The sequence below is a fragment of the Janthinobacterium sp. GW460-12-1-14-LB5 genome (assembly GCF_059423585.1).
In genome coordinates, this window is the sequence record NZ_JBWKYD010000019.1 from 35,219 (window position 1) to 48,643 (window position 13,425).

6 protein-coding genes are annotated in these 13,425 nt (G+C 67.6%); 5 read left to right on the forward strand and 1 reads right to left on the reverse strand.

Going from position 1 to position 13,425, the window contains the following annotated elements:
- Positions 1 to 8 precede the first annotated feature (8 nt).
- The gene (locus AC07X6_RS19640; protein ID WP_494792091.1) at positions 9 to 758 is read left to right on the forward strand and encodes a DUF72 domain-containing protein; all 750 of its coding nucleotides are present in this window, start codon (positions 9 to 11) and stop codon (positions 756 to 758) included.
- Here the strand turns inward: AC07X6_RS19640 and AC07X6_RS19645 are convergent.
- Positions 755 to 2,830, reverse strand: a complete 2,076-nt coding sequence (locus AC07X6_RS19645) for an NHL repeat-containing protein (protein WP_494792092.1) — start codon at positions 2,828 to 2,830, stop codon at positions 755 to 757. The two genes, AC07X6_RS19640 and AC07X6_RS19645, sit on opposite strands and share 4 nt — an antisense overlap.
- 416 nt (positions 2,831 to 3,246) lie before the next feature.
- On the opposite strand from AC07X6_RS19645, the gene AC07X6_RS19650 reads away from it, so the two are divergent.
- The 4 genes from AC07X6_RS19650 (at position 3,247) to AC07X6_RS19665 (ending at position 13,278) form a co-directional block, all read left to right on the forward strand.
- A complete protein-coding gene (locus AC07X6_RS19650) occupies positions 3,247 to 3,627 on the forward strand; it encodes a GntR family transcriptional regulator (protein ID WP_494792093.1) in 381 nt (126 codons plus the stop codon).
- Entirely contained in the window at positions 3,624 to 4,496 is an 873-nt protein-coding gene (locus AC07X6_RS19655) for an ABC transporter ATP-binding protein (RefSeq protein WP_494792094.1), read from the forward strand. The genes AC07X6_RS19650 and AC07X6_RS19655 overlap by 4 nt, the downstream gene beginning before the upstream one ends.
- Entirely contained in the window at positions 4,493 to 5,494 is a 1,002-nt protein-coding gene (locus AC07X6_RS19660) for a hypothetical protein (RefSeq protein WP_494792095.1), read from the forward strand. The genes AC07X6_RS19655 and AC07X6_RS19660 overlap by 4 nt, the downstream gene beginning before the upstream one ends.
- Positions 5,495 to 6,252: 758 nt before the next feature.
- Entirely contained in the window at positions 6,253 to 13,278 is a 7,026-nt protein-coding gene (locus AC07X6_RS19665) for a hypothetical protein (RefSeq protein ID WP_494792096.1), read from the forward strand.
- Positions 13,279 to 13,425 lie beyond the last annotated feature (147 nt).

Genomic DNA, 13,425 nt, shown 5'->3' on the forward strand with positions numbered 1-13,425 from the left:
ATGGCGCCATGCACACTCGCTACATCGGTACGGCCGGCTGGAGTATTTCCAGCGCCGCCACCCGCCACTTCCCCCTCGACGGCAGCCACCTGCAGCGCTATGCCCAGGTGCTGGACTGCGTGGAAATCAACAGTTCTTTCTACCGCCCACACCAGCCGTCAACCTACGCGCGCTGGGCCGACAGCGTACCCGGGCATTTTCGCTTCAGCGTGAAATTGCCGCGCAGCATCACGCACGACCGGCGTTTGCACGATGGCACTGCCGAGCTGGAACGCTTTGCGGGGGAAGTCATGCAACTGGGGAATAAACTGGGCTGCGTGCTGGTGCAGCTGCCGCCCAGCCTGCGTTTCGAGGCGGACGTGGCCTTTGACTTCCTGACTGCGCTAAGGCAACGCTTCGACGGCATGCTGGCCTGGGAGGCGCGCCATCCCAGCTGGTTCGAGGAAGCCGCGACCACGCTTTTGACGATACAGCGCATCACGCGCGTGCGCGCCGACCCGCCCGCCGGCCAGCCGGGGCCGCACGTGCCGACCACGGAGGCCGCCTACGTGCGCCTGCACGGCAGCCCGCGGATTTACTACTCGGACTACCCTGCCGACTACCTGGCGGCCCTGGCCAATGAACTGGCCGCACGGGCGCCAGCGAACAGCTGGTGCATCTTCGACAATACGGCGGCCGGGGCCGCCCTGTTCAATGCACTGGACTTGCAGGCGCGGCTGATGGGCTTGCCAACCGCGCCTGACCAAAGTCCCGCCTAAGGCAACGGCGCCTGGACGATGGCGCGGGCGGTATAACCATACAAGGTTCCGTTGCCAAAAGCCAAAACCTCCACGATAGGATTGCCCCATGCCAGTTGTGGCGTAGAAATGACCCCGGCCGCATCGATCTTGCGCACGCCATCCTGGCCGCTCAGGTACAGGTTGTCGGCCTTGTCGATGGCCAGGCTGGGCATGCCGGCAAAGGACAGGCTGCCCACGCCAGGCGCACCGTCGGCATTTTTAGTCGAGTACAGGGTGCCGGCAAACACGGTCACGGCGCCGGAACGATCCGCCTTGAAGATCACTTGATGATAATAGTCATCAAAATACAGATTCCCCTTGCTGTCAAATACCATGCTGTAGGGCAGAATATCTTGCAAGCCGAGCTCACTGTCGCTGAAGGAGCGCGCGAGGGTCTCAAAGGACACAAACAAGGAAAATACGCCACCGGGCGGGCGCCGGTAAATCCCCCCGTCCAAAGCCTCCGTCCAGGTGATATAGCCATCCTTGTCAACCGCCAGGATATACTGCTGAAGGCCAAAACCGTCTGCTGGCAATGGCTCAACGGTGGACATGACCCCGTCGGCATTGATCTTGCGCAAATTAAATGAAGCAGAATTCGGCGCCCTGTCCGCCACATACACGGCGCCATCCGCGCCGCAAGCAATGGCCACGGGGCTGAACATGGTCGCGCTGAGCCGTGGCCCGTCATCGCTGCCGGCGCGGCCGGCAATCCCCGCATGGACCTCAAGCTTGCCGTTTGGCGCGAGCCGGCGCAATACCTTGTTGGCCGCATCGAGCAGATAGACATTCCCTGCAGGGTCGCCGCACATGCCCGACGCCCTGACCGTACCCACGCGGGCCGCAGCGCCCACGCCGTCCGCCGGCCCGGCTTCGCTCAGCATGACAGGCACGGTCACAATCCTGTTGCCGGCATCCACCCGGCTCAAGCGCGGCAGACTGGCATCGTAGACCAGCATGGCGCCTGACTCCTCGCGCAATATCAGCGCGAGGTTTTTCCAGTCGACAGGTTTCCCCGCAGCATCAGGCACCAGGCGCCCCACGATCGTCGTCACCTCGCCATCGGGCGCCATGCGGCGGATGGCGTCGCGGTCGACCAGCAACAAATTGCCGCTGCGCTCGAACACCATGCTGCGCACGCCCCTGAAGCTGGCATTGACGCCCTTGCCATCATAGCCAGTCGTTCTCGCATTGCCAGCAATCAGGAAAGCCTGGCCATTGTCAAGGCGATATATCTTACTGCCGCCATAGTTACTCAAGTAAATGACGCCGATGGCATCGACCGCTATCTGACCTACCTGCCCTGCCCGCGGCTGGCTGTTCGGTTCGAAAAACATGACAGACATGGAGCTGACCACGCCATCTGGCGTCACCCGGCGAAGCGTGGACTGCCCATCATCGGCGAGCAGCAGATCGCCGTTACGCTCCACGGCCATGCTGCTTATCCATCCGAACCCCGCTTGCGCTGCCGGCCCATCGGCATACACAGGCGTGCCATTCGGCGCGACCGGTGTCGCGCCGCAATTGGCGCGGCGCTTGCCGGCCAGTGTACTGACCACCCCGGCCGGCGTAATTTTTCGCACCAGGCCATTGCAGCTATCGGCCACATACAGATTGGACTGGCCGTCGATCGCCAGCGGTGCACGGCCGCCGCCCATGTTGAAAGTCGCGCTGGCCCCAGGCCCGTCAACGGCACCAGCCTTGCCCGGCATGCCGGCGTAGATACTCATGTTGCCGTCAGGGGTGAGCTTGTGGATCACCTGCGTGGACGAATCGGCGAAGTAAGAATTGCCCGCGCCATCCTGCACCATGCCATCGACACGCTGGATCTGTTCCTGCACCCCGGCCAGCAAGACAGGCAGGCAACGCACGGCCAGGGTATCGACATCCGCGTTGCCCATGGTCGCCGCGCCTGGGGCGATGCTGCAGCCCAGGCCGGCGGAGGCGCTGTCGACCTTGCCTTGATACGCAGTGCCCGCCGCCAGCTTGCCGGCAAAGCTGAAGCGACCGTTGGCCGTGACGGTCACTTTATCCGCGCCGTTCGCCAGCACGACGCTGGTGCCAGGCAGCAAGCCGCTGACCGTGCCGCCCAGCAGGTATCGTGGCGTTTCGACAGGTGCTACGGGCGTGGCCGCGCCACCGCCGGAACCGCCGCCACAGGCGCTCAGTAGCGCCAACAGGGCGGCGCCGCAGCCGGCACGCCTGAACAGGTTTTGCACTTCTTCAAAGCAATTTAACATTTCTGCTTTCATGGTTGCTGGCGCCGGTTTGCGCCAAAAGTTATCAAGTAAGATTCTCAAACACGCAACATTATAGTTTCCTCATGGATAGAAAAGCATCAAAATGTTGACATTTGCATTTTCACTGTTATAGTTAACTACAACACCAACTCAATACATCACGGAGCCACCATGCCGACAGCATTTTTTACGCGCCGCACCGCCCCGCCCTTGTCGGAGCGCATCCCATGAGCGCGGAGTGGAACGACAATAGCCCCATCTACCGCCAGCTCAAGGCCAGGGTGGTGGGCATGATGCTCGATGGCGTGCTGCAATCCGGCGACGCCTTGCCGTCGGTGCGCCAGGTGGCGGCCGATTATCAATTGAATCCCATCACGGTTTCGCGCGCCTATCAGGAACTGGTCGACGATGCCCTGGTGGAAAAACGCAGAGGACTCGGCATGTATGTACTGGAAGGCGCCCGCGACAAATTGCTGGCCAGCGAACGCGAGCGCTTCCTGCGCGAAGAATGGCCGGCCTTGCTGGAACACATCACCCGCCTGGGCCTTGACCTCGATCAACTACTGCAAGCAAGCCGCGACAGCGGCGCACACGGAGAGAGCGCATGAATGCATTGAACAAGGACAACGTCATCAGCGCGCGCGGCCTGCGCAAGCAGTATGGCAAGCAGACGGCCATCGCCGGCATCAGCTTCGATATCGCGCCGGGGCGCATCGTCGGCCTGATCGGGCCTAACGGTTCCGGCAAGACCACCACCCTGAAAGCTATTCTGGGCCTGACGGGCTTCGATGGCGACTTGTCGGTGCTGGGGCGCGATCCGCGCGTGCAGCGCGACGCGCTGATGGAAGACGTGTGCTTCATCGCCGACGTGGCCATCCTGCCGGGCTGGCTGCGCGTGGCCGACGCCATCGATTTCGTTGCCGGCGTGCATCCACGTTTCGACCGCAGCAAGGCCGAGCGCTATCTGGCGCACACCAAGCTGTCGCCGAAAATGAAGGTCAAGGCCATGTCGAAGGGCATGGTGGTGCAGCTGCACCTGGCACTGGTGATGGCCATCGACGCCAAACTGCTGGTGCTCGACGAGCCGACTCTGGGCCTGGACATTTTGTACCGCAAGCAGTTCTACCAGAACTTGCTGGAAGACTATTTCGATGAAAACAAGACCATCGTCATCACCACGCACCAGATCGAGGAAGTGGAGCACATCCTCAGCGACCTGATGTTCATTCGCGACGGCCAGATCGTGCTGGCCTCGAGCATGGAAGAAGTCGGCGAGCGCTACATCGAAGTGATGGTGGGCCCGCAGCACGTCAATCCCGCGCGCGCCCTGCAGCCGATCAGTGAACGCAGCGTGTTCGGCAAGTCGGTGATGCTGTTCGACGGCGTCGCCCGCACCCAGCTGGCCGCCCTGGGCGAAGTCCGCACGCCCAGCCTGGCGGACCTGTTTGTCGCGACCATGAAAGGATCGTACCAATGAGTATTTCCCCCATGAACAAGATGCAATGGCTGCTCCGGCGTGAATTGTGGGAACACAAGGGCATGCTGGTGTGGACGCCCGCCATCATCGGCATCGTCATGACGGTGCTGGGCGCCCTGATGGCGGCCGCGACCGTCGCCAGGACCAAGATGCACACGGCGCTCATCGTCAATGGCGAGGAAATTTCCTGGAGCACGGTCTTCAATACCCGCACCTTCGGCCCGCGCCGCGCGGAAATCATCGACGCCGTCGCCAATAACTACACGTACGCGGCCGCGCCGCTGTTCCTGGCACTGGGATTCCTCGTGTTTTTCTATTGCCTGAGCGCACTGCATGACGACCGCCGCGACCGCAGCGTGCTGTTCTGGAAATCGCTGCCCGTCTCGGATGCGCAGACGGTGCTGTCGAAGGCGGCCATCGCCCTGCTGGTCGCGCCGCTGCTCGTGGCCGCCGCCGCCAGCCTGACGTCGCTGGCCCTGATCCTGATCCTCAGCGGCGTGCTGGCGGCCAACGGCATCCACGTGTTTGCCGAACTGCTGGCCTCGCCCGGCCTGTACCTGGGACCGCTGCGCGTGTTCGGCTTGCTGCCCGTGTATTGCCTGTGGGCCTTGCCGACGGTCGGCTGGCTGCTGATGGTGTCGAGCTGGGCCAGGTCGAAAGTCTTCCTCTGGGCCGTCGGCGTGCCGCTGCTGCTGCTCGTCTTGACGGTCTGGGCCGGCAAGCTGACGCAGACGGAAAGCGGCGTCGAGTGGATACAGATGAATGTCATCGGACGCGCCCTGCTGGGCACTCTTCCCGGCAGCTGGTACCTGTTCGAACCGGAACTGCTGCCGCACATGCACGCGCTGGCAGAGGGGGGCTCGCACATGACGCGCATCGATGTATTCAGCAATTCCTGGTCCAGCCTGGCCTTGCCAGCCGTCTGGCTCGGTGCGGCGGCGGGCGCCGCGCTGATTTACGCCGCCATCCGCCTGCGCCGCTGGCGCGAGGAAGGCTGACGGCGCAACATCACTGCCCCGTAAAAAAAACGCCCCGCCCGTCGGGGCGTTTTCCATTTCCGCCCCAATCCCCGTCCTGAAAGAATAACTACCGCACTGATAGTTATTATGAAAGATCCCTTACCGCATTCAGGCTATTCAATTGATAGCAATAATACGATATAAAAATTACAAATAATTATTTCTATCGTATTTTATTCCCAATTACATTTGACAATTTCCATACAAAAAAGCAACAGCTTGCAATTCGATAGCGATATGTTTTTTTAACAAACAATGCGGAAATACCGGAGCATGTCAGCAGATTCAGCCGCAAAGTCCCATTTCGTGACAATTCGTGATTATTCACTTGCGCAAAGCTTGACAAAATAGTGGCATGAAAAGTGATCAAAATGAAATTGAAAGTTTCAAAATTAAAACTATCATCAGAGGGGAATACAGCTAGGGACCACATGCCAACACCGCTCCCTGCCGCTGAGTATCGCCTGACCAGCCAGTTGCAGGCGAAACAGCATACGAAAAAATGGCACCATGCGAAACAACTATAAAAATGATATTTTTAATATCTCTGGATAAGTGTTCTGTTGTGCCAGCGCTTTTTTTCCAGTTATGTTTTACTTTCATCACCCACATCAGCAATACCCAAGTTCGACCACGGCCCAAGCCTCGCCGGAGTAATCAAGGAAAAGAATTTCATTATTGATTTTTAATATCCTAAAAAATTGAACGAACACATAACCTATTCCGGAGAATTTCAAATGGCCACCACCCCGAATCCAGCACAAGTTCCCGTCAATGCCGAAGGCGCTGCCGCCAAGATCGCGACACCCGCAAAAAAGGCCGTCAATCCAAAAAATGGCGACCGCAAGCAATATGACGAAGATGAACTGATAAAAGGGGCCGATGCCAGTGCGACCATGCCGCCTGAAAATGTCGTGGAAGTCACGGAAAGCGCCGATAACGGCAATGCCGCCGCCCTGGGCACGGCCGCGGCCGTGACAGCGGCGGCCCTGGCCGCAGGCGGCAGCGGCGCGGCCGCAGGTCAGGCTGGCGCCGACCTCGGCACGCCGCAAAGCGATAACAACGGTGCTGCCACGGGCGCGGCGGGCACTGGCGCGGGCGCCGCCGGCATCCCCAGCGGCAGTGTCGTCGATGTCGCCGGAACATCGGCTGGCGCGGGTGCCGGAGCCGGAGCCGGCGTTACAGATGGGCAGGGCAGACTTGGCGTGCTGGGCGTACTCGGCGGCCTTGGCCTGGTTGCCGCGGCAGCGGGCGGCGGAGGCGGTGCCGCGGCCGGCGGTGCCGGTTCGGGTGGCACGGGGACAGGAGGTAGCGGCACCGGCGGTACGGGTACGGGCACGGGCGGCACCGGTGGCACGGGCACGGGCACGGGCGGCTCCACCGGCGGCCAGGGCGGCACAGGAAATCAGTCCAGCACCACCGTCGTGACCGACGCCGCCGTGCTGGCCGCCGCCGCAGCGGCCGCCGCCGCCGCCAATGCCCTGGCCGATGACGCCGCAGCCGCCGCGGCAGCTGCCACGGCAGCAGCATCGCTGGCCGCGGCGAATGCCGCCATCCAGGCAGACCAGCTGGCGGCGCAGGCCGCCGCCGCCGCGGCGGCAGCCTTGCTCGCCGCCAATGACGCCACCAGCGACGATATGCTGGCGGCCAGCACGGCCGCCGCCGTACCCGGCGCACAAGCGGCCGCTACCGCCGCCACGAATGACGACATTGCTGCCGCTACTGCCACCAACGCCGCCGCCGCGTCCCAGACCGCCACCACCTCGGCACAAAACGCCGATGCGGCTGCCGCTACGGCCGCCGCCAACGCCGCCGCCGCGCACGCCGCCGCCGATGCGGCGCAGACGCAAGCGGACCAGACCAACGCCCCGGCGCTGCAAGCCATCGCCGATGCGGCCGACGTCGTCGCCAACGCCGCCAACACCCAGGCAGCGCTGACCGATGCGGCGGCGCTCGGTGTCATCTCGGCAAATGATGCCGCCGCTGCCGCCGCCGCCACGGCGCTGGCCAATGCCACGGACGCCGCCGCGCTGGACCTGGCGGCAAACGCCGCCGCCAACGCTGCCGTCGCCGCCGGCATCCAGGCCAGCCTGACGGATGCCGCCGCCCTGGCGCTCGTCTCCGATGCCGATGCCGCCAATGCCGCCGCAGCCGCCGGCGTGGCCGCCGCCACCGATGCCGCCGCCCTGGCCGCCGCCTCGAATGCCGCCACGACCGCCGCACAAAATGCCGCCCTCCTCGCCGCCGCCACCGACGCCGCCGCACTGGGCATCGCCGCCACCGCCGCAGCGAGTGCCGCCGCCGCGGCCAGCACGCAAGCGGGCCTGACCGATGCCGTCGCCTTGAGCATGGCAGCGGACGCCGCTGCCGGCGTCGCCGCCCAGGACGCCTCGATCGCCAACGCCACGGACGCCGTCGCCCTGCAGGCCGCCGCCAATGCGGCCGCGACGGACGCCGCCAATGCGCAGACGCAGGCGAACATGACCGACGCGCCAACCCTGGGGCTGATCGCCGATGCCGCCACCCTGGCGTCGGACGCCGCGCAATTCCAGGCCGGCCTGACGGATGCTGCGGCACTGGCCCTGATTTCCGATGCCGACGCCGCCGCCGCGGCTGCAGCGGCCGTCACCGCCAACGCCACCGATGCCGCCGTACTCGACGCCGCCGCAGCAGCAGCCGCCACCGTGGCCGCGAATGCCGTCGCCGCCGCCAGTCTGAGCGACGCGGCCGCCCTGCAAATCACGGCCGATGCGGCCGCCAGCACGTCCGCCAGCGCCGCCACGCAAGCGGGGCTGACCGATGCGGCCGCGCTGCAAGTGATTTCCGACGCCGATGCCGCCGCCGCGCTGACGGCGCAAACGACGGCCAACCAGACGGATGCGGCGGCCCTGGCCGCTGCCGATGCGGCGGCCGCCAGCGATGCCGCCAATGCACAAACCGTTGCCGGCCAGACCGATGTCGTTGCTCTTCAACAAGCCGCCGACCAGGCCGATGCCGATGCGGCCGCCGCCAATATGCAAGCCAGCCTGCTGGACGTCAACGTCGCATTGAATGCCTTCAATCTCGCCAACCTCGCCGCCCTGGCCGCCAACGTCACGGCTGGCCAGACCAGCGTCGTCGACCTGACGGCCACCGTCAATACCTTGCAGCTCGATGCCGACAATGCCGATATCACTGCCGCGCTGTTCGATGCGACCATCCTTGCCGGCATTTCCACCGCCGATGCGCTGACGGCGAACATCGCGCAAGCCACCGCCGACCTGACCGACGCCGCAGCGCTTGCCGCCACCGCCGCCAGCGCCGTCTCGGCGGCGGAACTGGCCGCCCAGCTGGGCGGAATCGATATCTCCGCCGTCAGCGCGGCTGCCGCCGCTCAGGCCGCCGCCACGAGCGCCGCCGCCACGGCCGCGCTGACCGACGCCGGCGCGCTGGGCATCATCTCCACTGCCGACGCCGCCGCTGAAGTTGCTGCGCAGACAGCAGTCACCACCTTGACGGCCGCCAATACGCTGGCGCAAAACGCCCTGGCCACGGCGCAATTTGTTGCCAACCAGACCGACGCCGTGGCCCTGGGCGCGGTATCGTCGGCCGCCGATGTGGCCGCCGCCGCGGCCGTCACGACGGCCGGCCTGACCGATGCCGCCGCGCTGAGCCTCATTTCCACCGCCGATGGCCTGGCCGCCGCCTCGGCCGCCAGCCTGGCGGCGCTGACGGACGCCACGGTGCTGGGACTTGCTTCCACGGCCGATGCGGCCGCCGCTGCCGCCTTGCAGACAACGGCCGACCTGACGGATGCCGCCGCCCTGGGCCTGGCCGCCGCCGCTGCCGCTGCGGCCGCCAATACGGCAAGCAATGTTGCCAATCTGACCGACGCCGTGGCCCTCGGCACCCTCTCGACGGCCGCCACCACCGCCGCCAACACGGCTGCGGCGACCGCCGCGCTGACGGATGCCACGGCCCTGGGCCTGGTCGCCACGGCCAATGCCGCCCTCGCCGCCACGGCCCAGACGACGGCCAACCTCACCGATGCCGTTGCGCTGGGCCTCGTCTCGACGGCCGCCAGCACGGCCGCCAGCCTGGCCGCCACCACCGCCAACCTGACCGATGCCGTTGCCCTGGGCACCGTTTCGACGGCCGCCACGGCCGCCGCCAACACGGCTGCCGCCACCGCCGCGCTGACCGACGCCGTCGCCCTGGGGCTGACGGCAACCGTCGACGCGGCTGCCGCTACCGCCGCGCAAACCACGGCCAGCCTGACCGATGCCGTCGCCCTGGGCCTGGTGGCGACCGTCAATGCCACCGCCGCCGCGACCGCCGCCAGCGTCGCCGGCCTCACCGACGCCGTCTTGCTGGGCACGCAACATACGCTCAATGTCACGGCCGCCACCGTGGCCGCCACCAAGGCCGCCCTGACGGATGCGGCCGCGCTGACCACCGTTGCCAACAACGACGCCGCGAATGCCACTGCCCTGGCAGCCTATTCGGCGGCCCACCCGCTCGACCTGGTGGCCGCGCTGGCCGCCACCGTTGCCGCCACCACGGCATCCTTGTCGCTCGCCGCCGCACAGTCGGCGCAAGCGGACGATGCGGCAGCCGCCTCGGCGGCGGCCACGGCGGCCGCCTCGCTGACGGCCCTGAACAATGCGGTGGCAGCCGACAATGCCGCCACCGCCGCGGCCACCCTGGCCCTGACTTCCCAGGCGGCAGCCACGGCGGCGCAACTGGACGATACGGCTGCGGCGACAGCGGCCGGCGTGGCCGCCACCTCGCTGGCAGCGGCCCAGGCCGCGCAGGCGGCCGATGCGGCCGCCGCCGCGACAGCCGCGACGGCCGCCAATGCCCTGGCCGCCCTGAATGCGGCACTGGCCGCTGACGCGAATGCGGCCGCCACGGCCGCTGCCGCCGTGACGGCAAACGCAGCCACCGCCGCCGCCATCGCCGACGACCTGGCGGCAGCGACGGCAGCGACCCTGGCCGCCACCTCGCTGGCCGCTGCGCAGGCCGCACAAAACGCCGACAATGCCGCCGCCAGCGCCGCCACCATCGCCGCCAACGCGCTCGCTTCGCTGAATGCGGCCCTGGCCGACGATGCGGCCGCCGCCGCGGCCGTGCTGAACTCCACCAATGCAACGGCCGCCGCCGCCGCCGCTACCGCCGCCGACACGGCTGCCGCCACTGCCGCCGCCGTGGCCGCCATCTCGGCCGCCGCCACGCAGCACGCGCAAGCGGACGATGCCGCGGCCGCCGCGGCCGCCCTCACGGCATCCATCTCGCTGGCAGCCACGCAAGCCGCGCAGGCGGCCGATCTCGCCGTCGGCACGACCGCGGCGACGGCAGCGAGCGCGCTGGCCGCGCTGAACCAGGCCCTGGCCGACGACAACGCCGCCAGCGCCGCAGCGACGGCGGCCAGCAACGCGCAAGCGGCCCTGACTGCCGCCACGACGACGCTCAACGCGGCGATACTGACTGCCAGCGCCTCGCTCGCTGCCACCAATGCCGCCTTGGGCGACGACGCCACGGCGGCAAGCACGGCGGCGGCAGCAGCGGCGGCCCAGCTCCTTTCCGATGCGGCCTTGCTGGCCGATGGCGCCCTGGCGGCCCTTGCCACGACGGCCAACAACGCACTGGCAGCCGCCAGCGCGGCGCTGGCCGCCGACGATGCCGCCGCCAATGCCGCGCATACGGCAGCCCTCTCGGCGGCCGCCACCCTGGCCGCGCAACTGGCCGACACGGCAGCCCTCGATGCCCATGCCGCGCTGAACGCGGCCATCGCCAACCTGAACGCCGCCGTGACGGCCGATACCAACGCCACGGATGCCGACAATGACAAGACCCTGAAATTGAACCTCCTCCTCGCCGCCCAGAGCGCGGCCGATGACGCGGCCCAGGCCAATGCCAATGCGGCAGCGGCCCATGCGGCGCTGGCAGCGGCCCAGGCCGACGATGCGGCGGCCGCCACCGCTGCCACGAATGCGGCTGCGGCGCATGCGGCGGCGGTGGCGGCGCAAAATGCCGATGCCGCCGCGGCAGCCGCGGCGGCGCAAGCGGCCATTTCCCTTGCCGCCACCCTCAATGCCCAGGCCGACGACGCCACGGCGGCAGCGGCCGCCACGGCAGCGGCGAATGCGCAACTGGCGCTCGACGCGGCCCTCGCCGCCGACGCCAACGTCGCCGCCACCGCCGCCGCGGCAGCCGCCGCCCAGCAGGCAGCGCAAAATGCGCATGCCGACGATGCCGCTGCAGCAGCGGCAGCGACGGCCGCCGCCATTACCCTGGCCGCCACGCAGGCGGCACAAGCCGATGACGCGGCGGCAGCGCTGGCAGCGGCCAACGCCGCCAACGCCCAGGCCGCGCACAACGCCGCCGTCGCCGACGACCAGGCTGCAGCGGATGCCGCAGCTGCCGCCTCCCTCGCGCAAGCGGCAGCCACGGCAGCAGCAGCCGCCGATGCGGCCGCCACCGCCAGCGCCGCGGCAGCGGCATCCGCACTGCTCGCCGCGCAGGCAGCGCAAGCCGACGATACGGCGGCCAACCAGGCTGCGGCCAATGCCGCCGCCGCCGCCGCCGCGCACACGGCAGCCATCGCCGCCGACGCCCTTGCCGTCAGCACGGCAGCGACGGCGGCCAGCGCACTGGCAGCGGCCACCGCTGCACAGAACGACGATGACGCCGCCGCGGCAGCTGCCGCCCAGGCCGCCGCCTCGCTGGCCCTCACGCAGCAGGCGCAGGCCGACGACGCGGCCGCGGCGGCGGCCACCCTCAACGCCAATAACGCCGCGGCAGCGGCGCTGGCCGCCCATGCAGCCGATGCGGCCACGCCGCTGGCGCAGGCACAGGCAGCCGCGTCCCTGCTGGCCCTGCAAGCGGCGCAAGCCGACGATGCCGCCGCCGCCAGCGCGGCAGCGGCTGCGGCGCAAGCGCATGCCAATGCAAACGCGGCGCAGGCGGACGACGCGGCGGCGGCCCAGGCCAATGCCGACGCGCAGGCGGCCGACATCGCCCTGGCGCAAGCGAATGCCATCGCCGCGCAAACGGACGCCAATGCCCTGGCCGTCGTGTCGAATGCGGACGCCGCCCACGCCGCCGCCGTGCAAGCGCTGGCCGACCAGACCGACGCACTGGCGCTCACCCAGGCCGCCGATGCGGCAGCGGCAGCGGCGCTGGCGGCGGCGCAGACGGCAGCCCTGACGGACGCCAACGCCCTGCACCTGGCAGCCGACGCGGCCGCCAACGCCGCCCTGCAAGCGCAGGCGCAGGCGGACCTGACGGACGCCAACGCGCTGACGGCGGCGGCAAACGCCGATGCCGCAGCGGCAGCGGCAGCCCAGGCCCAGGCCGACCTGACCGATGCGAGCCAGTTGTTCGTGCTAAGCCAGAACGCCCTGCACAACCCGCTGACGGTGGCCGACTTCAGCACGGGCCTGCCGGCCGCCGGCGGCGACGTGATCGACATGTCGGCCATCGCCCACCTGACGGCATCGGTGGCGGTGAACGTCAACGTGGGCACCGACTTTGGCAACGACAACCTGTTCATCTTCGACGGCACGTCCGTGTCGATCGGCGCGGCCGCCAGCGCCATCGCGGCCGACAACAGCGTCCTGTCCGGCCAGGGCTACATCGTCATCGCCGATGCGCAAAACAGCGGCGCCGTGACGGTGTATCACTCGAGTGACCTGAGCAACGCCAACGCCATCGACACGGCGCTGGTGCTGCTGAGCGGGGTGAACATCACGCAGCTGACGGCGGCCAACTTCGTGGTCTGACGCCGTGGTTCCACGCCAGGCGCCGCGCCTGGCACGGCAGCGGGAGCGCACGGCAGCGCGCTCCCGCCCATACCTTGAAATGCGTCAGGCCTGGTGCCGGAAAAATACGGGATGAGATCAAGCGGTTCCGCAGCATTATTCTCTCTG

Bases quoted from the DNA above. Each gene is read 5' to 3' on its own strand.
- AC07X6_RS19640 (WP_494792091.1), top strand. From the start codon at position 9: ATGCACACTCGCTACATCGGTACGGCCGGCTGGAGTATTTCCAGCGCC.
- AC07X6_RS19650 (WP_494792093.1), top strand. From the start codon at position 3,247: ATGAGCGCGGAGTGGAACGACAATAGCCCCATCTACCGCCAGCTCAAG.
- AC07X6_RS19655 (WP_494792094.1), top strand. From the start codon at position 3,624: ATGAATGCATTGAACAAGGACAACGTCATCAGCGCGCGCGGCCTGCGC.
- AC07X6_RS19660 (WP_494792095.1), top strand. From the start codon at position 4,493: ATGAGTATTTCCCCCATGAACAAGATGCAATGGCTGCTCCGGCGTGAA.
- AC07X6_RS19665 (WP_494792096.1), top strand. From the start codon at position 6,253: ATGGCCACCACCCCGAATCCAGCACAAGTTCCCGTCAATGCCGAAGGC.